At 54.0% G+C, this 22,835-nt stretch carries 22 protein-coding genes; 8 read left to right on the forward strand and 14 right to left on the reverse strand.

Annotation, left to right across the window (positions count from 1 at the left end):
- Both HY913_17650 and HY913_17655 read left to right on the forward strand, forming a co-directional pair.
- Positions 1 to 129, forward strand: a 129-nt coding sequence (locus HY913_17650; protein ID MBI4965103.1) for a transposase, incomplete at its 5' end; no start/stop codon positions are given.
- Positions 130 to 361: 232 nt separating this feature from the next.
- Complete coding sequence (locus tag HY913_17655; GenBank protein MBI4965104.1) at positions 362 to 655, forward strand: hypothetical protein; 294 nt, start codon at positions 362 to 364, stop codon at positions 653 to 655.
- Between the two features lie 261 nt (positions 656 to 916).
- Here the strand turns inward: HY913_17655 and acpS are convergent, their stop codons facing one another.
- From acpS to HY913_17675, 4 genes are all read right to left on the reverse strand, one after another.
- Positions 917 to 1,297, reverse strand: a complete 381-nt coding sequence (gene acpS, locus HY913_17660; protein ID MBI4965105.1) for a holo-ACP synthase — start codon at positions 1,295 to 1,297, stop codon at positions 917 to 919.
- Entirely contained in the window at positions 1,294 to 2,133 is an 840-nt protein-coding gene (gene folP / locus HY913_17665) for a dihydropteroate synthase (protein ID MBI4965106.1), read from the reverse strand. Before folP ends, acpS begins: the two co-directional genes overlap by 4 nt.
- Positions 2,134 to 2,160: 27 nt before the next feature.
- Entirely contained in the window at positions 2,161 to 2,559 is a 399-nt protein-coding gene (locus tag HY913_17670) for a hypothetical protein (GenBank protein MBI4965107.1), read from the reverse strand.
- Positions 2,560 to 3,128: 569 nt separating this feature from the next.
- A complete protein-coding gene (locus tag HY913_17675) occupies positions 3,129 to 5,048 on the reverse strand; it encodes an ATP-dependent metallopeptidase FtsH/Yme1/Tma family protein (protein MBI4965108.1) in 1,920 nt (639 codons plus the stop codon).
- Positions 5,049 to 5,549: 501 nt separating this feature from the next.
- Here HY913_17675 and HY913_17680 point away from each other — a divergent pair.
- The 4 genes from HY913_17680 to HY913_17695 all read left to right on the forward strand — a co-directional run bounded on the left by HY913_17680 (position 5,550) and on the right by HY913_17695 (position 9,779).
- Positions 5,550 to 6,776 carry an alcohol dehydrogenase catalytic domain-containing protein gene (locus tag HY913_17680; GenBank protein MBI4965109.1) on the forward strand — a complete coding sequence of 409 codons (1,227 nt, stop codon included), beginning with the start codon at positions 5,550 to 5,552 and terminating at the stop codon, positions 6,774 to 6,776.
- Positions 6,777 to 6,782: 6 nt separating this feature from the next.
- Positions 6,783 to 7,511 (forward strand): rRNA pseudouridine synthase, encoded by a 729-nt coding sequence (locus HY913_17685; protein MBI4965110.1) that lies wholly within the window; start codon positions 6,783 to 6,785, stop codon positions 7,509 to 7,511.
- A 430-nt stretch (positions 7,512 to 7,941) separates the two neighbouring features.
- Positions 7,942 to 9,147, forward strand: coding sequence for a CoA transferase (locus HY913_17690; GenBank protein MBI4965111.1), 1,206 nt, complete (start codon positions 7,942 to 7,944; stop codon positions 9,145 to 9,147).
- A 422-nt stretch (positions 9,148 to 9,569) separates the two neighbouring features.
- Positions 9,570 to 9,779, forward strand: a complete 210-nt coding sequence (locus HY913_17695) for a dodecin domain-containing protein (protein ID MBI4965112.1) — start codon at positions 9,570 to 9,572, stop codon at positions 9,777 to 9,779.
- A gap of 24 nt (positions 9,780 to 9,803) precedes the next feature.
- Here the strand turns inward: HY913_17695 and HY913_17700 are convergent, their stop codons facing one another.
- Positions 9,804 to 10,781, reverse strand: a complete 978-nt coding sequence (locus tag HY913_17700) for a TIGR01212 family radical SAM protein (protein ID MBI4965113.1) — start codon at positions 10,779 to 10,781, stop codon at positions 9,804 to 9,806.
- Between the two features lie 356 nt (positions 10,782 to 11,137).
- On the opposite strand from HY913_17700, the gene radA reads away from it, so the two are divergent.
- Positions 11,138 to 12,502: a DNA repair protein RadA gene (radA, locus tag HY913_17705; protein ID MBI4965114.1), complete on the forward strand. Its 1,365-nt coding sequence runs from the start codon at positions 11,138 to 11,140 to the stop codon at positions 12,500 to 12,502.
- A 290-nt stretch (positions 12,503 to 12,792) separates the two neighbouring features.
- Positions 12,793 to 13,356, forward strand: coding sequence for a helix-turn-helix transcriptional regulator (locus tag HY913_17710; GenBank protein MBI4965115.1), 564 nt, complete (start codon positions 12,793 to 12,795; stop codon positions 13,354 to 13,356).
- A 32-nt stretch (positions 13,357 to 13,388) separates the two neighbouring features.
- On the opposite strand, the gene HY913_17715 is transcribed toward HY913_17710, so the two are convergent.
- From HY913_17715 to rpmH, 9 genes are all read right to left on the reverse strand, one after another.
- A complete protein-coding gene (locus HY913_17715; protein MBI4965116.1) occupies positions 13,389 to 14,438 on the reverse strand; it encodes a lytic transglycosylase domain-containing protein in 1,050 nt (349 codons plus the stop codon).
- Between the two features lie 133 nt (positions 14,439 to 14,571).
- Positions 14,572 to 15,618, reverse strand: a complete 1,047-nt coding sequence (locus HY913_17720; GenBank protein MBI4965117.1) for a helix-turn-helix transcriptional regulator — start codon at positions 15,616 to 15,618, stop codon at positions 14,572 to 14,574.
- 398 nt (positions 15,619 to 16,016) lie between these two features.
- The gene (locus HY913_17725) at positions 16,017 to 16,982 is read right to left on the reverse strand and encodes a hypothetical protein (GenBank protein ID MBI4965118.1); all 966 of its coding nucleotides are present in this window, start codon (positions 16,980 to 16,982) and stop codon (positions 16,017 to 16,019) included.
- A 310-nt stretch (positions 16,983 to 17,292) separates the two neighbouring features.
- The gene (gene mnmE / locus HY913_17730) at positions 17,293 to 18,687 is read right to left on the reverse strand and encodes a tRNA uridine-5-carboxymethylaminomethyl(34) synthesis GTPase MnmE (GenBank protein ID MBI4965119.1); all 1,395 of its coding nucleotides are present in this window, start codon (positions 18,685 to 18,687) and stop codon (positions 17,293 to 17,295) included.
- Between the two features lie 402 nt (positions 18,688 to 19,089).
- On the reverse strand, positions 19,090 to 19,938 hold the full coding sequence (locus HY913_17735) for a Jag N-terminal domain-containing protein (GenBank protein MBI4965120.1): 849 nt from the start codon (positions 19,936 to 19,938) through the stop codon (positions 19,090 to 19,092).
- 13 nt (positions 19,939 to 19,951) lie between these two features.
- Entirely contained in the window at positions 19,952 to 21,652 is a 1,701-nt protein-coding gene (gene yidC / locus HY913_17740; GenBank protein ID MBI4965121.1) for a membrane protein insertase YidC, read from the reverse strand.
- An 86-nt stretch (positions 21,653 to 21,738) separates the two neighbouring features.
- Entirely contained in the window at positions 21,739 to 21,960 is a 222-nt protein-coding gene (yidD, locus tag HY913_17745) for a membrane protein insertion efficiency factor YidD (GenBank protein ID MBI4965122.1), read from the reverse strand.
- Positions 21,924 to 22,355 carry a ribonuclease P protein component gene (rnpA, locus tag HY913_17750; GenBank protein ID MBI4965123.1) on the reverse strand — a complete coding sequence of 144 codons (432 nt, stop codon included), beginning with the start codon at positions 22,353 to 22,355 and terminating at the stop codon, positions 21,924 to 21,926. Before rnpA ends, yidD begins: the two co-directional genes overlap by 37 nt.
- Positions 22,297 to 22,431 (reverse strand): 50S ribosomal protein L34, encoded by a 135-nt coding sequence (gene rpmH / locus HY913_17755; GenBank protein ID MBI4965124.1) that lies wholly within the window; start codon positions 22,429 to 22,431, stop codon positions 22,297 to 22,299. Before rpmH ends, rnpA begins: the two co-directional genes overlap by 59 nt.
- Between the last annotated feature and the right edge of the window lie 404 nt (positions 22,432 to 22,835).

Here is a 22,835-nt window from a genome sequence, read left to right on the forward strand (position 1 = left end):
GAAAGCGAAGAAGAGTTCAAAAAGGAACTCGAACAGTACATCTACTACTACAACAACCTAAGACCGCATCAAGCCCTAGGGGGGAAAACTCCCCTAGAATTCCTCGAGTCTTGTCCACGAATTACTTGACACGTACAGCAAGGACAACAGTCGGGAATGTTGTATTTTTTATGGCGAATCGCTATCAGGACTCGCACCAGGATTTTGGCATTCCCTGAATTGCAGTCCAAATCCCTGAACCCTCAAGACACCAATCGCATCAAATATTACAGAAACCAAGCTGGGGCAAACGGGAGAGTTGTCGGTTTGTCCCCTTACAAGTCCGTCTTGAGACTATACAGATTCTTGAAGGAGTTACGCCATGAACAGCCTATATATGTTTTCGATCGTCGCCCTTGCGATGGGCTTGCTACTGTCCGGGATGGTGGGGCCGTCTGTCGCACAACCTCCGGTTCTTCTTGCTCAATATGGGAGCAGCGGAGCCTTTGATCGGGATTCCTGTATACAAAACTGCCGGGACTGGATCGGTCTGTACCAATGGGGAGGCGGCAGAGGCTATGATCGGTCTTACTTGTACGCAAGATGTATACAGGACTGCGATTCACGGTTTTGGAACGAGTTTGACAGAAAAATGGATGACCTGAAACGAGAGTGAGTTGATTCGGGGGTTTCGGCAAGGATTCTCAGCGAGTATAGCACTTCTCGAAAGTCATGGCGGATTGAATCGTGGGTGTCCCGCCAACGCGGGACTGGCTTATCCAGCACTGCGGCTCGGTTCGGAAAAACTTTTGAGGATCACTATAAACAATGAAACCGGGCTCTGTCAGAGACGGGCGCGTGATCCTGCCGAGTGCCCGACGGCTCTTGACGAAATCCCCGATTATCGCGTTTTCAAACCTTGCTTGGCGATGTGGCTTCAGTTTTCCAGGACAACCATTGCCGCGGCTGATTGTGGAGTATGAGTTAGCGACAAATGGATTGCGGACACCCGCATCGTCTGGGCTTGCCTCAGTGCAGAGCCCGCGAGCCTGATGGTGGGGCGAGTGCGCTCTCCGCCGACGACCGCAATTTGTCCGGGGGTAATGCCTCGAGAAAAGCCGGTGCCTAGAGCTTTCACGACGGCTTCCTTTGCTGCGAAACGGGCCGAATAGGCCTGCGCAGGATGGGGAGCGGTCGTGCAGGTGACAATTTCTTCTTCGGTAAAGACCCTGTCAATGAACCTTTTCGCGGATCGGCCCTGGAGGACCCGTTCCATGCGCGAGACATCAACCAAGTCTATTCCTACCCCAAAAATCAACTAGCAACCCTCTCTCTGACTACGGCATCCGCAACCTTGCATGCCTGCACTGCCGGAGGAACGTCATGTACGCGAACTATGGAAGCCCCTCGGAGCACCGCCGCAGTGATCGCAGCAAGCGTCCCGACAACGCGGGCCTCAGGATTCGGCTCGTCCAGGATTTTGCCGATAAATGACTTGCGGGACGGCCCCACGAGAATCGGTTTTCCCAAAGGCCGAAATATATCCAATCTATTTATTAGGACGAGATTGTGGTCGAATGTCTTGCCGAATCCTATGCCCGGGTCCAAGACGATATTCTCGGGAGGAATTCCGCTGTCTTCCAAGGTCCTGATGCGCTCTTGGAAGAAATCGAAAATGTCGCCGGGAAATGAATCATAGTGTATGTCCTGCTGCATGGTTTTCGGCTTTCCCAGCATGTGCATTACGACGAGACCGGCCCGGACCTCCCGGGCCAGATCCACAAGGGACGGATCGTCGCGGAATCCCGTAACGTCATTGATAATTCGAGCACCGTGTTGCACAGCGGCTTTCGCGACGTTCCTGCGCCTCGTATCAATGGAAACCCACGCGTCGGCCCTCTGTCGGCAGATTCCACGAATCACCGGTATGGCCCTGCGGAGTTCCTCTTCCTCGTTAACCGGAGCAGATCCCGGTCGAGTAGATTCCCCTCCCACATCCACGATATCCGCTCCGGCCTCCAACATCTCCAGAGCCGCAGCTATTGCAATTTCCGCATCAAGATGCTTTCCGCCATCGGAAAAAGAATCGGGCGTGGTGTTGATTACCCCCATAACAAGGGTTCGGGGTTGCGAGACTAGTTCAGCGAAAGTCATGGGTTCGGTTGCCGTCATTGCCTTTGCTCAGTTGCCTTTTTGTTGCTGGGCGCGGCTTTCTCGAAAGCTCTTCAAAAGTGCTTGCGCGCACTTGTCGCAACAGGCCTTCATGTGGTCTGAATCGCCGTGACGATTCGCTTTTCTGAGGGCCTCTTCGCAGGTGGATCTGCAGTACTTTGGAATCTCTGCCTCACTCTTTATCTGCGCGATCCTCTTGCACGATTCCACGCATGTGGCGATCATCTCCTGGGACGGAACGGTTCCCATTTTGCTCTTAATGTCCTGGGCCGTCGCGTTGCATTTTGATCTGCACTGGTCATCGAGTTGATCAGCAGACGCCAGCCCTTGCCCCCCAACGGTCCAGAGCAAGAGTGCTCCTAAAAGGACTGAAAAGCCCATTAGCAACTGCCTGTTTCTAGATTCCATGAACCAACCTTCATTTTTGCCGATTGCCGGAATTTGGGTCCTATTTGCCGCAGCCATCTCCTGTCATTCCTGCGTACGCTAGGAATCCAGTCCCGCGTCTCGCGGGAACGACATCTGTGAGGAGCACGCGTTGCAGGAGATGCATTGCAGCGAACCACCTACACACCGGTCACCCGGCAGCAGAACCGAAATTAGTTTGGCAATCGTTGTGGTCTTCTGCGCTTGAAGCAATACTCCAACATCGCGCCCGTCGCCTCTTCTTCACTACGGAGGCGGCGAGCGGCAATATTGAGATATCTTTGAAGTTAATGCAAGGACATTTTGCGGTAGACGCTAACTCTTCAGTCTTGCGGGGGAGACAACTTGCGCGAAACATGTCATTGCGACCCCGCTGAAAAGCGGGGGAAGCAATCTCAATTGGTGGGACAGGCGTCTCGCCTGTCTATCTGAATGACCGGCAAGATGCCGGTCCTACCGAAAACAAGATTGCTTCGTCGCTTCACTCCTCGCAATGACAGAAAACCGACAATTCCCCACCGAAAGTGAAGGTTTGCGGTAGACGGCGGAACTCATATCTTTTTGGGATCCGGGGTCGCCGGAGGGGGTCCCATTATGACTTGGCCGTCGTCCAAGGGCCTCAAATCCACCGGCTCCGGCTCGGGTGGGGTGAGAGGCTGTTCAGCGAGCTCGGGCAGTTCTCGGCCCTCTATCAGAGCCTCGATTTCAGCGGCATCCAGAGTTTCCCGTTCCAGCAGGGCTTCGGCTATTCTTGCCACCGTCTCCTTATTCTCTTCAATTATCCGCTTGGCCTGGTTGTAGTTTTCCGTGACAATTCTGCGAACCTCTGAATCAATACTGATGGCCGTTTGCTCGGAGTAGTCTCTGTGGCGGGCAAACTCTTTCCCGAGGAAAATCTGTTCTTCTTTCTGCCCGAACATCAGCGGGCCCATCTCTTCACTCATACCCCACTCACAGACCATCTTTCGGGCCAATTCGGTTGCGCGCTCGATGTCATTGCCCGCACCGGTGGTCATATGATTCAGGAATACCTCTTCCGCGGCTCTCCCTCCCATCAGGACGGCAATCTGAGCCAGGAGATAATCTTTGGCGTAAGTGTGCCTGTCGTCCACCGGCAGCTGCTGCGTGACTCCAAGGGCCCGGCCACGCGGAATAATGGTAACCTTATGGATTGGATCGGTGCCGGGTACCTTGCGAGCCACAAAAGTATGTCCAGCTTCATGAAACGCAGTGTTTCGCCTCTCCTCGAGGCTTATGACCATGCTGCGACGCTCTCCTCCCATGAGGACCTTGTCCTTGGCAAACTCAAAATCCCGCATCGCTATCTGGGTGGCGTTCCTCCTGGCCGCGTTGAGCGCGGCTTCATTAACCAGATTCGCAAGATCTGCTCCCGAAAACCCCGGCGTGCCGCGACTTATGGTCTCCAGGTCCACGTCTTTCGTCACGGGAGTCTTGCGAGTGTGAACGCCCAGAATGGCTGTCCTGCCCCGAATATCCGGCTGAGGCACCACCACCTGCCGGTCAAAACGTCCGGGTCTCAACAGAGCCGGGTCCAGAACGTCGGGCCGGTTTGTGGCGCTTATGAGGATGACGCCTTCATTTGTTTCAAAGCCGTCCATCTCGACGAGGAGTTGATTGAGGGTCTGCTCCCTTTCGTCGTGGCCGCCTCCCAGCCCCGCGCCGCGATGGCGCCCGACGGCATCTATCTCGTCAATGAATATTATGCACGGAGCGTGCTTCTTTCCCTGTATGAAAAGGTCCCTGACCCGGGACGCGCCCACGCCGACAAACATCTCCACGAAATCCGACCCGGAAATGGAAAAGAACGGGACGCTTGCCTCACCTGCCACCGCTTTGGCAAGAAGCGTCTTTCCTGTGCCCGGAGCCCCCATCAGCAGGACACCCTTGGGGATCTTCCCTCCCAGTCTTGTGAACTTCTTCGGTTCCCTCAGAAAGTCTATGATTTCGCTGAGTTCTTCCTTGGCCTCTTCGACCCCTGCCACGTCCTGGAAGGTGATCTTGTTCTGGGCTTCACTTATCAGCCGGGCGCGGCTCTTGCCGAAGCTCATGGCTTTCCCGCCACCGGCTTGCATCTGCCGCATGAAGAAGACAAAGATTGCGATCAGAAAGATCATGGGCAGCCACGAAATCAGGGCAGTCAAGTACCAGGGGTTGTCATCGTCAGGGAGAACTTGAACATCGATGTTTTTCTTTAACAGGGTAGGCACCAACTCGTTGTCATGGGGGGGAGCCAGTGTCCTAAAGCTGCCACTACCATCTACGTAACGGCCTTTTAGGCGGTTACCTTGCATGTCAACCGATTTGATCGCCTTTTGGTCCACTTCCTGGCGGAACGTACTGTACGGTATGGTCTTATCAGCGGTCTTTTGTTGGTTGAACAGGTGAAAAAGGAAGATCATCACAAGGCAGATGACCAACCAAAGACCCAGGTTCTTATAGATGTTGTTCAAGAAAAGCTCCCATTGCTAAGGCTTTATAGTTAATACAAATATACCACGAAACGCCAGTACACGCAATTATGCGGTCTCTACTTCTTTATGATGTGGTATCACCTATTTGTTGTCAAGTTGCCAAAGCGCAGGGAGCAGTCCCGTGGAGCCGTTGCCAAATTCCGTGCGCCGGCATTCTCATGATGGATTATGCCCTTAGATCCATTTGAGGTTACGGGATGCCATGACCCCGTCAGGGCTGGGACTGAAACGACCAAGCAATCCCATTTTCGGTAGGACCGGCATCCTGTCGGTCCTACCGAAAATGAGATCGCTTTCCATCGGACTTCACTCCTCGCAATTGTAGATGCTGGATAATTCAGGCAATCGCTACAAGCTTGAAGGTTGCGCCACAAAATTTCGCATTTTAGCCTCAAAAGACTTCTCCGGTTCGGCCGAATGTCATATAAGGTCACACGGTGACCAAGGAGTCTCGACGTACTGGGCCTACGGGGAAAGACAATGAAAGCTCTCACGGCAAATTTCAGTCTGGGCAGAGAGGTCTGGGACAAATTCAGGTCAAAGGTACTCAGGCAAAGCGAGGGATCTCACGCGCTGAACCTGCAACTATCCGAGGTCCCCGAGCCGGAGCTTCCCGGGCCCCAGTGGGTCAAGATCAGGTCTATCATGTCAGGCATCTCCGGAATGGACGAAGGCATGATTATCGATCACGACCCGTCCGCTTTCGGGGCCTTCCTTTCGTTTCCCTTCATCCCCGGCAACGAAAACATGGGAATCGTCACTGAAATAGGCGGCCAGGTCGAAGGGATAGAACCGGGCGAAAGGGCCATCGTTAACCCGCTGCTGTCATGCAAGCCCAGGGAAGTGACACCCCTGTGTCCATCGTGCTCCAGAGGGCAACCTTCCAGTTGCCGAAGCTTTGCCAAGGGTGCCATCGGTCCGGGAATAATAATCGGAGGGTGTAAAGACACCGGAGGCGGCTGGGGTGACTCGTTTATTGCGCACAAGAGTCAGGTGAGAACAATCCCCCAGAACATCGAGAGCGATCAGGCTGTGCTTGTTCCGGAGTTTACAAGGGCTGTGAGGGCGGTTTTGCAGTATCCCCCGAGGTCCGGAGACCGCGTGATAATCGTGGGCGCTGGTTCGCCGGGCCTGATGACCTTACACGCCATACAAGCGCTCGGACATCACGTGGAGATTCTCGTGGTCGCGGATCACTCCTTTGAAGCTGAGTTGGTCGGCGATGTTTCTGAGGCCGGAGTTGCGCTGGCCCATAGTCCAAACTCGCTGTACGAAGAGGTGGCCTCATTCGTGAAAGCCACTGTGCAATATCCCGAAGTGGGGCGTCTGAGCCTCGAGGGCGGAGCTGATTTGGTTTATGAAACGACAGGTCGCGGGGAGCGCATAGACGACGCACTCCGTTTTGCCGGGGAAGGCATGCAGGTCGTGCTTATGAACATAAACCGTCCTTCAGGCTTCGACCTCACTCCCATATGGTTCAAGGGTGTGCGGATCAATGGAACAGCATTCTCCGGGCCTGAGTCTTATAAAGGGGAAACACGAGAAACCTTTGACATCGCCATGGATCTGGTTGCGGAACACAGACTCGCGCCCGAGAAGCTGGTGACCCACAGATTCACATTGGAAGAGCACCGGCAGGCATTTGACACTCTCGCGAATCGAGCGCAGAGCAAAGCCGTCAAGGTGATCTTCAAGCATGTGGTATGATGAATCATGGCTCAGAAAAAAATCCAACTGATAATTCGCGACGCGGGCCTTGGGTCCAGGAGACAAGCAGATGAGATGATTCTCGAAGGCAGGGTCAGGCTCAACGGCCAGGTCGTTGAAAATCCTGCCATGACAGCCGACCCGGAGAAAGATCACATCAAGGTAGACGGCAAACTCCTGCGCCCTCCTGACCTGGCAAAGATTTATTACCTGTTTAACAAGCCGCGAAACGTGGTTTCCACCATGAGTGACCCTGAAGGACGCCCTTGCATTGGCGAACTCCTCAAGCGGCTTAAGAAGAACCTGTTCACGGTGGGGCGTCTCGATTTTGACGCGGAAGGTCTCATGATCCTGACCAACGACGGAACTTTGGCTCAGAAGCTGACCCATCCCTCGCGAAAGGTCCCCCGAACCTATCTGGTGAAAGTCCGGGGAATGCCTGATGACAAGATCCTCTCCACCATTCGAAAGGGCATGAGTATCGGAGAGGGCGAACGGGTAGGCGACATTGAACTTACCGTGGTCAGGCGACAGAAGACAACCACATGGGTAAAAGTGGTCCTTTTCGAGGGCAAAAAGAACGAAATAAAGCGGATCTTCTTCCGAATCCGGCATCCCGTGCGCAAGCTGCGAAGAATAGCATTCGGTCCGTTTCGGTTGGGAAATTTGCCCGTCGGTGAATGGCGACCTTTTGATGCCGAGGAAGAGGCGAAACTCGCGACAATCCTGGGGTGAGCCGCCCTGACAACCGATATTCCACAACTAAGATTGTGACTTGCAGAATGCCACTTCACTGTAGAGAACGCAGTGAGAGGTTTCTTTGTGGGGCAGGCTTTCCAGCCTGCCTGTCCCAAGAAACCGCAGGATGGCAGGCTGGAAAGCCTGCCCCACAAAGAAAGAGTCTCCACCCGAAAGGCTGAATGATCAAAAGGCCACCTGAAAAACCGTTGACAGACTCTCCCGAGTTCCGTATCCTCATCCACGGAGAATAAGAAATGGTCAACACGATCCGCGGGTTTTTTTGCTTTTTTAGCTTTAGAAGGAGTACCTGCGTGACCTGAGTGTGACCATTCCACGATAAAGCAAAGAAAGCGGAGTTCACACTCCGCTTTTTTTGTTGGCTACAGCTTTGGATAAGGTCATTAACCAAGAAACGGAGGACAACATGGCGGGACCGCTCGACGGTATTCGTGTTATCGAAATCTCTATGTTCCAGCAGGGTCCGGTAGCGGGCATGCGTCTGGGTGATCTGGGCGCGGATGTAATCAAGATCGAACCCAAAACCGGAGACCCCGGCCGCGGGTTCATGAGGATCATCGGGGCTATGGTCGGCCTGAAGGGCCGCAATTACTACTTTGAACACTGCAACCGCAATAAGCGGAGCATTGTCCTGGACCTCAAGAAACCGCAGGCTATGGAGGTCCTGCTCAAGCTCATTGATACCGCGGACGTATTCCTCAACAACATGAGCATACAGGCTCCCGATCGAATGGGCATAGGCCCGGAGGCTCTCCTGGCCAGAAATCCCGGATTGATATATGCCCACGCTTCGGGTTGGGGGCGCAAAGGACCCGATGCGGACGAATACTCTTTCGATTACACGGGAATTGCCCGATCCGGGCTGATGATGTCATGCGGAGAAAAAGATGCGCCACCTACCCAAATCCTGCCCGGAATCGGTGACGAAGTCGGGGCACTGCTTTGCGCATGGGGCGTCACTGCCGCGCTCTATGCCCGGGAAAAGACCGGCAGAGGACAGGTCGTGGACACTTCCCTTATGGGCAGCGTCATTGCCACTCTCGGATTCATTATGGCAGCGCCGTCAATCATGGGCGCAGAGTTTCCGAGGGAAGTCCGGGCACAGGCAGGCAACCCCATATATAACCACTATCGTTGTCAGGACGGCCGATGGATAGCCATCGCCCATTTACAGCCCGAGCGGTATTGGCCCAAGGTATGCAAAGCCCTTGATTTGGAGCGCCTGGAACATGACCCTAGTTTCGCCACCATAGAGGCACGCAGCGAGAACGCGGCACAGCTTGTAGCAATCTTCGATGAGAGGTTTGCCACCAGACCGCGAGATGAATGGTTGAATATCTTGACTCAGGGAGGATGCATTTGCACCCCCGTACAGACGCCGACAGAGGTGTCGAACGATCCGCAGGCACTGGCCAACGACTACTTTACTTATCTGGACCACCCGGTACACGGTAAGACGAAAATGGTGGGTTTTCCCTGGGATTTCAGCGACACCCCGGCCACGTGCCGGCGTGAGCCCCCCGAACTCGGCCAACATACGATAGAGATCCTGACCGAGCTTGGATATACTGCAACCGAAGTGGAAGCACTGAGGCAAGATGAAGTTATATAGGGATCTCGTCAATTGTGAATTTGTTCATACTGATTGCCAAAAGGGATGTTCGAAAACGCTGTACGGTTAAGGGTGTCAGAAGGATCACGAGCGGCGGGTATTGCCCGATCGTAGGGCGGGCTGTGCCCGTCGCGGCAAGGCCTTCCCCACTTTCCGGCAGCGTCTCGCTAACAATCTTTGTAATGGTTCACCGGGCTTGAGACGGCTCTGCGCCCGGTGAGGATGGAGGGGGAGACCATCTCCCCCTCCAAACCTCCCCCATCGTGGATTCAAGGCGTCAGGGCTGTCCCGGTGAACGGTTACCAATCTTTCTTCATTCCCGGCCATTTGCTTGCCCAGTGCCGGGAAGAAAAGTTGACAAAAGACGCGCAGACCTTCTATCTTGTTTATTGTGAGGCAACCCATCTAGGGAGGGAGGCACCATGGTAGAAGGAAGAGTAGCCCGAGTCACGGAAGTCATAGCGGGTTCCCCCAACAGTTTCGAAGAAGCAGTCAAACTGGCTTTCGACCGCGCCAACAAAACATTGCGTAACATTACAGGCATGAAAATCGTAGAACACAGGGTAATGATCGAAGCCGGACAGATTCAGGAATATCGCGTCAGAGCGGAAGTGATATTCGTTCTGGAATAATTTCAAACCTGAGATTAATTGCTCTTATGTTGGCGTTGCCTCACTTTTCAGCTTCTCGCGGTCACAAATCTTCATAGCAACCTCACAGGGCCTCGGGTAATGTGACCCTTGCCTGAAGTCTTTCCTTTGCATCAGTTCGTTCAGACGAGTTCTCACGCCTCGGCGATCAAGCATCCAAAGCGGTGCCACAAGCTCTTCCTCATGGGGATCAGAGGTCATCCTGTGAATCACCATCTCCTGCGGGAGGGCCTCCATCACGGCCAGGGTCGCTTCTGCTGCGGATTCCTCGGTCATAGGAAGGTAGTTTCCTTCCCGATACATGGCTTCCAGGGCAGTTCCCCGGATTATATACAAAGGATGCAGCTTCACACCCTGCACTCCGGCATCTGCAACGGCTCCGGCTGTCTGCACCATGTCTTCGATGGATTCACCCGGAAGCCCCAGTATAAGATGCGCCACGATCGGGATGCCCCTTTGGCCGGTCCTGGCCACAGCGTCGAAAAAGGCCTCCGGCCCGTGCCCGCGATTGATCAGGTCCAGAGTTTTCTTGTGGGCCGACTGCAAACCGTACTCAATCCATATCAGACGCTCCCGGCTCATTTCCTCCAGGATATCCAGTACCCCGTCGGACACGCAGTCCGGCCGCGTGCCGATGGCCATGCCGACGACCTCGGGCTGGTGGCAAGCATCGCTGTAGAGCCGAAAAAGCTGGTCCGGTTCTCCGTAGGTATTGGTAAAAGACTGAAAATATGCAATGAACTTCCTGACACCATAACGCCGGGAAAGGAACTCTATGCCTCGGTCCATCTGTTCGGCAACGGAAAGGCCTTGCACGCTCGCGCCTGTGCCGGAGCCTCTCGGGTTGCAGTAAATGCACCCGCCGGAATTGAGACTGCCGTCGCGGTTAGGGCACCCCAAACCAGCGTCAATGGTTATCTTGCGGACCGGTTCGTGGAAACGTTCCTTGAGCCACCCTGACAGAGAACGATATCTTTGGACCATTTGAGCCATAGGTGTACTCTAACACTGTAAACTGCCGTCGGCAAACCCTGGCAAACATTAGGTTACGCGGAAAGGCATCGCTTGCGGCGACCTCGGTAGGGGCGGTTCGTGAACCGCCCGAAATCAGGGCGCTTCTCGAAGCGCCCCTACAAGAGAACCCCCTTAATTTTCAGGTTTTGGGACAGTTTCGGAGGGACTGCCCCACAAAAACAGCCCACACCTCGAAAGGCTGAATGCCCACAAGCAACGGAAATTTGTTGTAGGAACTGGGCTCAAAGTTTAAAAAAGACGAGAGGCCTTCAAGGTCAGGGTGACAATCGGACGGGGATCAAGGCCAATTGCCAAGTGAGGTCAATTTGAAAGGCGATGTAGTCTTTGTTTGTACGGAATGTGGCAAGCAACTTGCCAAATGGATGGGCCGTTGCCCAGGTTGCGGTGAATGGAATTGCGTAAACGAGAGAGAAGTTAGGCATACCAAAGGCCCGGGAGGGAAACTTGTGCTTTCCGCCGAGGAACCGCAGGGGGTCGTTCCCTTGACGGAAATTCACGGCGATCAGCGCCCCAGAATCAATACCGGAATCGGGGAACTGGACAGGGTCCTTGGCGGAGGGCTTATTAGATCCAGCGTGATCATGCTGGGCGGCGATCCTGGAATCGGCAAGAGCACCTTGCTAATGCAGGCTTTCGGCAAAATGGCCATTCGCGGAGAGACCGTCCTGTACGTTTCCGGAGAGGAATCCGCTGAACAGATCAAAATCAGGGCCGACCGGCTCGGGCTCCAAAGCCCCGGGTTCCTCGTTCTGGCAGAAAATCAACTGGAAACGATCATACAAAAGATTTCGCAATCGGACGCTTCGGTGGTGGTGCTAGATTCCGTTCAATCGTGTTTCAGCAGCTCTTTCGAAAGCCATGCCGGGAGCATATCTCAAGTCCGACACGTTGCGGCAACCGTCCTGGATTGCATCAAGAGAGGCTCCGCGGCGTGCTTTATCGTTGGCCATGTGACCAAAGACGGCAGCTTGGCCGGTCCAAAGGTATTGGAGCACATGGTGGACACAGTGCTGTATTTTGAAGGGGAACGAGGACACCCCTATCGGATTCTCAGGTCCGTGAAAAATCGCTTCGGGTCGGTAAGTGAAATCGGCGTATTCGAGATGGGCGACCTGGGCCTGGTGGAGGTGGACAATCCTTCGGAATTGTTCCTGTCGGAAAGACCGGAGGGCGTCTCGGGGTCTACAGTGACGGCCCTGGTGGAGGGGTCTCGGCCTATTCTGGCCGAAATCCAGGCATTGGTGGCAGGGCCCGTTCCCGGCCAGGGACGCAGGACATGCCTCGGGATTGACTCTCAGCGCTTGGCCCTTATGATAGCCGTCATGGAGAAAAAGCTCGGACTGACACTCACCGACCAGGACATCTTCCTCAACGCGGTGGGCGGAGTTCGAGCCACCGAGCCCGCTGCAGACCTGTCGCTGATTGCCGCGCTGCTGTCATCTCACCTGGACCGAACAGTTAGGCCTGGGACATTGGTGTTCGGCGAGGTAGGACTTGCCGGGGAAGTCCGCCGTGTGTCCAGGGCCGCAGCCAGGATCAACGAAGCATCAAGATTGGGCTTCAATCGGATAATCGCGCCCGCGGGCAACGCGGAACTTTCCGCAGCGAAGGGTATAACCGCGGTCGGGGTAACCCATGTCAAAGAGTTGGCTCAAGCGCTCTTCGAGTGAACGGTTATATACGGATTGCCAAAAGTAATGTCCGTTTGGCCACGATACGATCAGTCTGGTTTTCAGACCGCATCGACGGGGCCTACTCTGTCAGAGGGTTATAAAGCCCGTCGTTCCCGCGAAAGCGGGAACCCAGGAAATCCCGCGAGACGCGGGGACTGGATTCCTGCTTGCGCAGGAATGACGAAACGGAGTGCCTGCAAATCGGACAAAAATTATGGCAACTGCTATAGATCGAGGGCCGCTCAAACCATTGTTAGAAATTCCGGAAACCGTTGCAGAGGTCGATGATGAACCATTCATTCGTAGATGTGGGCGCAAAAATAAGAGCCTGTCGCAAGAGAAAGCAGCTTTCCCTGATCGACCTCTCCCGGATAACCGGCATAGCTGCATCGAACCTGAGTTCCATAGAGCTGAACAAGTCGTCGCCAACTTTGAACACATTAATGAAGATCGCTTCCGCCTTCGGCATGAAAGCCGGTGCGTTTCTCGATGAAGTTCTATACCAAAAGGCCGTTCACTGCCCTGCCGGAGAAGGAGAAAACATTCCGACGAGTTCGCCCGCGGTTTCTGTGCGCCCGGTTACGGCAGGGATTTTTCTGAGCCGGATGGAGGCCAGTATCATCACTATTGAAATGGCCGCCGACTCGTATGACCTGGAAGCTGCGGGGACCGACCGATTCGTCTACTGCCTCGAAGGTCGGGTCAGTGCCCGAGTGGATGACGAAACCTTTTCGCTCTCAAAAGGGGACAGCCTGTACATGCTTCCCGGGACCAGTGTGTCGTTTAAGTTACGCGGCGCCGGTAACCGTAAGTCGTCTTTTCTTCTTGTGAGCGCCGCAACCCCAAGTTAAAGGCATTGGGACGCTGAAACCAATACGCTTTCCTATTTCTTCGTAAATCCGTGGGCCGCGAGCTGTGCGAGGAACTTCTGGCGGGTCCCTTTCGGGATGTGGATTGTGTGTTCAATGGAGGTCTTACCGGACTTGGCAGGAAAAATACCCTTGTCCGGCGGGACTTGGGTATTTAGCCCCCATACCTCTCGCGGAGTTGTGTTCAGTAGCTTAGCCATTGCCACAAAGGAGAGGTCCTTGTGAAGCTTCACCTTGTTGACCGTCTCGAAGGCCAGACTGGGGCGCTGATGAATCTGAATTCGATAGAAGTCTCTGTACTTACTTATGAGCGCGAGAGCTATCAAACGTGGGACGTATTTTTCAGTCTCTATCGGTAAAGGCACATCCCAGTACGAGGATGCCCCGAACTGACACAGCCGTTGAACGACTCTGGAAGGCCCCGCGTTGTACGCCGCGGCTGTGAGAAGCCAATCCTTGAAGCCCTCCCGTTCGACCTTGTCGCTGAGGCTGACCTTCTTGACTCCGTTCATCCAGGCCAGATACTTGGCTGCCGAATGAGTGGAGTTCACCAAATCGGCCCGCTCATCCTTCCAATGGTTAATATTCATTTTCCAGTTGTACTGCTCGCAGCCGTGTGGGCCACACTGCGCGGTGGCCTTGATGAATTGCCAGTAGCCGTACGCGCCCGCTGAAGATAAAGCCCTGCTGTCATAGCTGGATTCAATTGCCGCGAGGTATAGGAACTCCGGCGGCACATCGTATTTTTTTAGAATCGGCAAGATTACAGGTCTCAAGGTGTCCGCCCGAGCCAGCCACAACAACACTCTCGAACGCCGATCCAGAAGCAGGTAGTTAATTTCCTTGACTATTCTCTCTTGAACGTCCCGGCGAGAGATAGGAACCGTCGTCCCGGTAAACACCAGTCCTGACTTTTCGACATGTGGAGGTAGTCCAAACCGAGACGAGTCAGGCGTGGCTTCCAGGTGCGGAGCGGAACAGATCTCCGCACTTACGCTGTTTGGGGCGTCAAGCCCTCCTATAGCCAGGATGACAAGTGCGGTTATTATAGTTGCGGATTTCAAACGCTTCTTCCTGAAGAGGGTTGTCAATGCAGGTGAAAGCTCCTATGCCCGCTCAAGGCCAAGCATTGCTCTAATGGTGAAGCCAACTCGGGAGTCCGCCACATGGCGGTCCCTGTGGCTCACCTCCAAGCCCCTATAACACGATGGCCATGACTCTCTCAAGCAGCATCAATTCCCGCTTGGCCAGGACGATGTTTTTGTACATAGGGTTCATGGATTTGAGAAGTAGGCTTTCGCCCACAAATTCCACTTTCTTCACGAAAGCTCGACCGTCGGAGCGATTCTTGAAAATTACCAGGTCCCCGTCTTTAACTTCTTCCCAGGATTCGGGCTTGATGAACAGAAGTGTCCCGTCACCGAAGAATTCCTGCAAGGAATCACCTCTGACTCTTACACAATAGAGTCGTTGAGCAAAGGACGGGTCCACTCCAGGAGGTATTTCGACCTGCTCGAAGCCCTCGCCTGCTGCGAACCCTCCGTCGGTAAACTCAAATCCCATTCCTGCGCTGACATGGCCTACCATTGGGATTGTTCGAGCATATGTGAATCCCGGCGTGTCAGACAGGATTTTGGCCAACGTCTCCATTGCTTCACGAATTGTGCTCGCTTCGGCAAAGACCCGGACATCGTCGACCTCCGAGTCCCAAGCCCATGAGAAAGGTTTGTCCTGAAGGAATCGGACCAGTTCTTCATCGATGAACTCTCGATTGGACCTCGCGCGGTTACAGAATTCTTTGAACCTCGTCGGAGAGTACGCACGTCCTTCGTCCGGCTCTTCTTGCAGGATCATGTAGATCTGCACCATGGCTTGTATGACTCGGTTTTCCGCAGGGTGCAGCTCCATGGAGCGCACTTCGTCCATGAGGCCTTTATCGCGAGCATTCAGGCGCTTCAGGAGCAACTCCCGTATCTTCGGGAATTTTGCGCTGGGACGAGGCGGAACTCTGTGGAGTTCGAAGCGCACAAGATCCAGGATTTCATCCTCCGAGGCTGCCAGGAACTCGGCCCAGGTTCTCAACTGCGCCCGATTTCGCGGCCTTCCCAGGTCAGGAGGGTTCTTTTTTCCCGTAAATATCTGAGAAACGTAGGCAGGAGAAACCCCAAGCTGTTCAGCCAGGGTTTTCTGGTTTCTTCCCAGCCGCCTGCTTCTCTCTTTGGCGAAAGATCCGAATGTTTTCATATCTCGTGGACACCAGGTATTATCGCTTTTGTTGGATGCGCGGCGAATCAGTGGATAAGTTTACCATAATATTTAACAAAAATTCTAGACTATTGAAATTAACTGTCAAGGGAAATTTTCCAGCCGCAGCTTGCCTCGAATGCCCCGGCGCTGGCTGGCTAGGTCTGGTTCTCAGGCTCTGCCCGGAAACACATGTCATTTCAACCAAGCCAGGGAGGCGGAGCCTTGGAGCCGGGAAAAAATGTGCCGGCACGGAGGCGGCACCTACCAATTTCTAAGAGGCGCTCTCCGTAATCGGACACTGTTTTTGACACCTGCTATAACGTAACAATCGGTTCAAAAAAAACACCCGCGGGGACGAACCCCACGGGCGTCTGTGTGAAAGAGATGAGGGAGACCTAAAACTGAAGAGCGAAATCGAGATAAGGGCCCTCAACTCCTACGTCTGCAAAGAGCCGCCCCCTATTTCCGTCGATTTTCCACTGTTTGTAGCCGATCTTGAATCCCGCGTCGACGTTCCTGCTCACGGGTGGGGCTACACCTGCTGCCAAGTCCCACGTGGATAGCCCGAGACCGCCAAAATTCATCCAGCTGAAGCGTCCCTCGAGGTACGGCTTGAACCATGAGAAATAGCCCGTGTTCTGTGGGTCGTACCTCAAATGGGCCCCTATTGCCGGCTGTAGAATGGTTTGAGAGAAATCAGCCGACTCTCCGCTGCCTTTAACCACTCGCTGGGTCCATCTTATGATGTGAAGGTCTGCATTCGGTCCGAAGGTAAGTTCCCTGCCGAAGGAGACATCATAGTCCCCTCCGATCAACAAAGTCGTGATGTTCAGGTCCGACTGAATCGCATCATCCCTTTTCAAGAGCAGGCCGGCGAAATTACCGTCCCCGGGCACGTGGCCAGGCCCGTCCCAGATCCAGGGCGCATACTCCAACCTGAGCCCGATCCGGTCCCACACCCGCAAATACGAGTAGAACTCCCACAACGTCCTTTCGGGTGGGAGTCGCAAGTGTCCGACAAGGTTCAGGTAAGTTCCCTCACCTCCCCTGCTGACAACCTTGCTCGACCCGGCTATCGTGCTGAAGAAGGGACGCATCCCAAGGGCAAAGGCGTATCCTCTCTTGGGACAAAGGACTTCGCGCCGTGCCTGCCCCGCCGCCACTTCCCAATCGGAGGGACCGAAACGTGACGCTCTGCCAACACCGCCTGAGGTCACATCGGGTTGATCGGTCCCTGAAACTCTGATCTTAACCGGATACCGGTATTGCTGCTCCCACGCATCCGCCACGCTCGTTGCCATCAACATGACGGCGAGGACGAGAAGAGCACAGGGAATTCTGGTCAGGCCCCTTGCCTGCATTAGCGTACCTCCAAACGGTGTTGAACCGGAGTGTCGAAGATCTCATTGGAACTGGTTACGGAAATTTCTAGCAATGGATTTGACCTTCCCCGGAGTGTCACCGGATTTTCCCCGCTGGGTAGAGGACCCGCGAGAGCGGGCCTTCGCATGATGTTTCTGATGCCTATCCCAAACGTGGAAGAATGTCAAGATTTTTCTGATTATTATATGATTTTATTCTAAGGTGTTATGAGCTAATATTAAAGTAAATCTTTATCTATGGCAATGAATCGGTGCCGGCTCAAAAAAATTATCGAACACTAAAAGCCGGCTACTTCCCTACGCAAAAACGTTCGAAGATCCGGTCGAGGATCCCTTCGTCCACACGCTCACCAGTGATCTCTTCCAGAAAATCGAGCGCTTTTCTGATTTCCAGCGACACGATTTCCGGCTTAACTGTTCCCGCTCTGTCAAACGCTTCGATCAAATCTTTCATTGGCATCAGGGCCGCGTGCACCAGCAGCAAACCTCGGTCGGTCAAGGACCCGGAAAGGCCTGCCGTGGCCCGAGAAGTCAGTCTGTGGCCCTGGTCCGCGATGGCCTTTTCAAGAGTGCTGAGGTTTTGTCCCGTCCTTGCACTGATCGCCACCCTGGGCCAGTGGTCGGGACCGGGGATCTTGTTCTCATCCAGCGCAAGCCCGAGGTCCTGCTTGTTCAGAATTAGGATGGTATTCTTTTCTCGGCAGGCATCGAGGACCATAGCATCGGCGTCATCCATCGGCTGGGCCCCATCGAGGACAGCCAGTACAAGGTCCGCGGTCTTGATCCTCTCGTGGGTGCGCCGAATCCCCTCTTCTTCTACCGGCTCGGGATCATGTCGAATCCCTGCGGTATCGCACAGTAGATAAGCCGTTTCATCCAGGAGGAGGAAGTCGTCCACCAGATCACGGGTAGTGCCCGGATAGGGCGTCACAATAACGCGGTCACTGCGCAAGAGCGCATTAAACAGAGTGGACTTGCCCACATTCGGCTTGCCCACGATTACCGTGTTTATCCCCTGCCTCCGAATTTTTCCCGCCTCCGAATTCTCCAGCAGACCCTGCATCTGATCTGCTACACCTCTGATTATCCCCTCCAGGTCCGGCGCAGGTTCTTGATCGTCGTCATCAAAGTCAATGTGCGCTTCCAGGGTGGCGAGGCCGTCTTTCAGCGCGTCGGAAATCTGGGCCATCTCTTTGGAGACCGAGCTTTCCAGCGTTGCACGGGCTTCTTCCGCGGCAGCCATACTGCGGGCCTCAATTAGGTCGATAACCGCTTCCGCTTGAATCAGATCGAGCCTGCCGGACAGGAACGCTCGCCGGGTGAATTCCCCGCGCGTAGCAGGACGAGCGCCCAGATTCGTTATCAGACGCTCCACGGCATCCAGAACAACAGGACTGCCGTGCAAGCTCAACTCCACCATATCCTCCCCGGTATAAGAGGCCGGACTGCGCATTACTAGAGCGATCCCGTCATCAAGGGTCCTCCCGTCATGAGGATGAACGACCCTTCCGTAAACCGCGGCCCGATCCGAGAACTCTCCGCTTTTTCCCCGGGGATGGAAGATTTTCCGCAGTATGCCCAGCGCGTCGGGACCACTGATGCGAATGACTCCGATGCCCGAATAGCCGCGGGGTGTGGAAAGAGCTACGATAGTGTCACTGGATATGCTCGGTCTCGTGGTCATGGCAGGACAATTCTTGCAGGTGCATGCGAAAATAAAACTGTGGGGAAGCTCTTTTTTGTTAACACTGGTGAGCGCGGCGCGACGATTAGTCTTCGGGCTCGCCTCGCCTCAGCCCAAACCCGGCTGACTAAAAGGAAGACGTAGCCGCCTGCTTTTGCCTCCGGATGCCGCTTGGAACTGTCATTGCGAGGAGTGGAACGAGGAAGCAGTCTCATCTTCGGTGGGACGGGCATCTTGCCCGTCATTCCAATGGACAGGCGGGACGCCTGTCCCACCATTGGAGATTGCTTCGGGCTGCGCCCTCGAAATGACAGGTTCATGGAATCCCGTCACCTCAAGCGGATCTAAGGTCATAGTCCATTTACAAAAAGTTGCTTCCCGCAATTTCCTGGTTTCAATTTCTTATCGTCTTCGGCGTTTGCTCACCGGCCCTCGCCGGGGGTATACGACGATCCTTCGGAGGGCCCCCTCACCGTAACTCTTTGTATACACCTCGCGATCTTCGGCCAGGAAGAGGTGAATTAAACGTCTTTCGTACGGCGGCATCGGGTTTAAGGCAACCGGTTTCAAGGTTTTCTTGGCCTTCTGGCTGGATTTCAAGGCCGTCTCACGAAGACTTTCCCTTTTTCGGAGTCTGTAGCTCTCGGTGTCCACAACTATTTCGATCTTTTCACCCGGCGCGTTTTCCTTGTTGACGATTTTGTTCACCAAAAACTGGAGCGCGTCCAGGGTCTGACCCTTTTTCCCGATCAGCAAGCCCGATCCGTCCCCTTTGATATCAAGGTACACGGCTCCTTCCACTATGGAGGCATCGACTTGAGCATCCACAGGGATCCGTTTGAGGATCTCCTGCAGGACTGTCGAAGCTTCCTGCATGTACGACGACTGTTCGGGGGTAGGCTCGGTAGGTTCGGGCCGTGTGAGCACAGGCACAAAGTCAGGAGTCGCCTGCAAGTCTTCGGTTGCCGATTCGAAGTACTCCTCCTCGGCTACCTCGCGGGCGGGAGGTGGTTCTATTTCCATGGCGTCTTCTTCCGCGGCCGCGGCAGGTTCAGCTTGCATCACTTCCTGAAATATGTTGCGTTTGCGAACCCTTATGCGGGCGTCTCTTTGGCCCACGATTCCCAGGAATCCCCGTGTACTCTCTTCCAACACGTCGATTTCCAGAAGGGCTTCGTCCACATCAAGCTCTTCGCACGCTTTAGCAACGGCCTCTTTGACGGACTTTCCGGTAAATTCGTAAAACGACATGACTCTATTCCTCTTACTTGGCCATTTTGTTGGTGATAACCTGCTGACCTATCGAAAGCACGTTACTTATCAACCAATAAAGAACCAGGCCCGAAGGAAAACTCAGAAACAGGTAAGTGAAAACCACCGGCATTATCAGCATCATCTTTTTCTGAGTGGGGTCTCCTCCGGAGGGAGTCATCCACTGTTGCAGCACCATGGTCCCACCCATGAGAACAGGTGTCACGTAATAGGGATCCGGCGCAGAAAGATCGTTGATGCACAGATAGATTGAGGGAAGGCATACAAACGGCGCATTCCTCAGCTCGATGGCATAGGACAAGGCCTGGTACAGCGCGATGAAAACCGGCATTTGTAGAAACATGGGCCAACATCCGCCGAGAGGGTTGACCTTTTGCTCTCGAAACAGGTCCATGGTTGCCTTATTAAGGCCGGCCTTGTCGTCCTTGTATTTCTCCTTCAGTTTCGCTAACTGAGGCTGTAGGTCCTGCATCCGTTTCATGGATTTCATGCTCTTGTGAGTTAGAGGGATGAACAGGATTTTTATCAGTATGGTCAACAGGATGATATCTATCCCGTAGTTATGGGTCCCTGGAATCCTGATCCCCGCGATCTCGAAACCGGAATTGCAGAACCTCAGAAATTTCATCAAGTATTCGGACGTGATGTCCAATATTTTATAATTGCTATAGAAAAGGGCCCTGGAAAGATCGTAGCCCGCGGCGGTCAGGGCTTCCCTCTCCTTGGGTCCCAGGTACAGAGACAGATCCGTTGTCACTGCCTGACCCTGCGGTATGTCTACCCCTCCGTACCTTACCTCGATCTCGGCCACATTTTCTTTGGTGGGTTTGTAAAGCGTGACCTTTCCTGCAGGGTTTTTGCCGAATATCAGCGCCTTGAAAAAGTAGACGTCCCCCAGCCCGGCCCATTCAATCTTACCCGAGGGTTCTTCATTGCCTTTGATATCTTTGAAGTAGTAGTCCTTGAGTTCACCGTTTAACAGTATCTCCACGCTGTTCCAACTGAACCTATTCGACGACTCATCCTCGAAAGCTTTGCGCCAAGGAAGGGTGATCAAGTAGTTGCGGTTCTCATTGGAATTGTTGGTAAGAGTAAACGAGAAGCCGACATCGTAATTGTCCGAATTAAAAACGAACGTCTTGGCTATCCCTATTCCGGCCGCGGTGGCGGCTTTGAAGGTGATCGATTTTTTCGCACCTTTTTCGGTGAGAGAAACCGCCGTCTCCGGGGAATCGTAGTTATACGACAAGGACGCGTCGTTGAAGGTCTCGTCCCGTCCGGTAAACATGATGGACGGCCCGGAAGAATCCAACTCTTCGGGAGCAAAGAGATTGACAAGCTCTTTACCGGTCAAAGATGTGGCGTAATCCTTGAGCTTGAAGGAAATGATACGCGCGCCTTTGGATGAGATTACTGCTTCGTATTTGGGCGTGTCGACCTTAACCAGCATGTCTTTGGCTGCGGGAGGAGCTGTTCCCTCGGGAGCCGGCCTAACCACTGACGGTGCCGGTTTGGTTTCGGACGGGGCCGCAGGAGTAGACAGAGGAGATGGAGCGGTAGGAGCAGTCGTCTCGGTAACCGGCGGCACTTTCTTGGCAGGAGGCGGTGGAGGGGAAAAGGCCTGAAAGAAGTATTGGAATACTACGATTATTACAACTGATAAGACTATTGCCAGAATAAGGTTGCGGTCCATGCTTTTCTCCCCCAGCAAGGGGTCTCTGTCTTAGGAGATCTAAAAGATCCCTTGAGCGTATTCATCCCCCTGGCGTGCGCCGTTGTTTACGGAACAGGGTCGAACCCTCCCGGTCCAAAGGGCCGGCACTTGATCAAGCGCCTCAGCGCCAACCAGAGGCCTTTGAAGACACCGTGGGTCAGCACGGCTTCACGGGCATATTCGGAACAGGTGGGATGAAAGCGGCATGCGGAAGGAAAGAGTGGTGAAAGGAAAACCTGGTACAGCCGTATCACCGCTCCGAAGACGTATCTGCTCGCGTACAGAATCTCTTTTCGAAAAATCGGTCCAACTCGTCCTGGAGTTGATGCATGCTCAAAGTAGCAGCTCCGTCCTGAGCGACAAATACTATATCCGTCTCGGGTGGCATTTTTTCCCGATTCAGCCTGAAGTATTCTCGGAGCCTCCTCTTGACCCGATTTCGAGCGCAAGCGTTCCCAGCTTTCCTGCCGACCGCTATTCCCAGCCGAGTTATGCCCACCGGGTTCTTGAGCATTCGGATATGAAAATGGGGCGTGTTAGAGCGGACACCTCTTCGCATGATTCTCCGATAGTCGGAGGAGTTGCGAATTCTAGCTTCTTTGTCAAGCTTAAAACGCCTCGGTTTAGACCGACAGGCGTTTGCGTCCTTTTGCCCTTCTCCGCTTGAGGACAATTCTTCCACTTTGAGTCCTCATCCGAATGCGGAAACCGTGAGTCCTCTTACGTGAGGTATTGCTCGGTTGAAACGTTCTTTTCACTTGGCTTCCCTAACCTTCTAGTCGAACCTCTAAACTGTTCATGTAACCAAATACCGCTGAGGAAGTCAAGAGTCTTTTGACAATGTGCGCGTGCATTCACTGACGCGGGGATGCCTCAGCCGCCACAGAAGAATTTATTCACCGCCGAGATCGCTGAGCGCACGGCCGTGCGCCCATGCGTCTTCTCTGCGCCCTCCGCGGTAAAACGATATTGTTCCACTTCCGCGCTTAACTGAATGATTGCCAATCGGCGCAATCATCGAGTTGTGTGAGAAAAATGTCGCTTCTCGGTCATTGCAAGGAGTGACATCCCCACGAAAAATAGCTTGAAGGTGCGAAAGAAATAGCCGCCTGGCAACCATTCGGTCAATTATTTCGCAGGCTCGCTCTTTCATACCACCGGC

This window comes from Desulfomonile tiedjei (assembly GCA_016212925.1).
Classification (GTDB): domain Bacteria; phylum Desulfobacterota; class Desulfomonilia; order Desulfomonilales; family Desulfomonilaceae; genus JACRDF01.

Coding starts and splice junctions, on each gene's coding strand:
- HY913_17655 (MBI4965104.1), top strand. CDS start 362: ATGAACAGCCTATATATGTTTTCGATCGTCGCCCTTGCGATGGGCTTG.
- folP (MBI4965106.1), bottom strand. CDS start 2,133: ATGACTTTCGCTGAACTAGTCTCGCAACCCCGAACCCTTGTTATGGGG.
- HY913_17670 (MBI4965107.1), bottom strand. CDS start 2,559: ATGGAATCTAGAAACAGGCAGTTGCTAATGGGCTTTTCAGTCCTTTTA.
- HY913_17680 (MBI4965109.1), top strand. CDS start 5,550: ATGAAAGCTCTCACGGCAAATTTCAGTCTGGGCAGAGAGGTCTGGGAC.
- HY913_17685 (MBI4965110.1), top strand. CDS start 6,783: ATGGCTCAGAAAAAAATCCAACTGATAATTCGCGACGCGGGCCTTGGG.
- HY913_17690 (MBI4965111.1), top strand. CDS start 7,942: ATGGCGGGACCGCTCGACGGTATTCGTGTTATCGAAATCTCTATGTTC.
- HY913_17695 (MBI4965112.1), top strand. CDS start 9,570: ATGGTAGAAGGAAGAGTAGCCCGAGTCACGGAAGTCATAGCGGGTTCC.
- HY913_17700 (MBI4965113.1), bottom strand. CDS start 10,781: ATGGTCCAAAGATATCGTTCTCTGTCAGGGTGGCTCAAGGAACGTTTC.
- HY913_17710 (MBI4965115.1), top strand. CDS start 12,793: ATGAACCATTCATTCGTAGATGTGGGCGCAAAAATAAGAGCCTGTCGC.
- HY913_17720 (MBI4965117.1), bottom strand. CDS start 15,618: ATGAAAACATTCGGATCTTTCGCCAAAGAGAGAAGCAGGCGGCTGGGA.
- HY913_17725 (MBI4965118.1), bottom strand. CDS start 16,982: ATGCAGGCAAGGGGCCTGACCAGAATTCCCTGTGCTCTTCTCGTCCTC.
- mnmE (MBI4965119.1), bottom strand. CDS start 18,687: ATGACCACGAGACCGAGCATATCCAGTGACACTATCGTAGCTCTTTCC.
- HY913_17735 (MBI4965120.1), bottom strand. CDS start 19,938: ATGTCGTTTTACGAATTTACCGGAAAGTCCGTCAAAGAGGCCGTTGCT.
- yidC (MBI4965121.1), bottom strand. CDS start 21,652: ATGGACCGCAACCTTATTCTGGCAATAGTCTTATCAGTTGTAATAATC.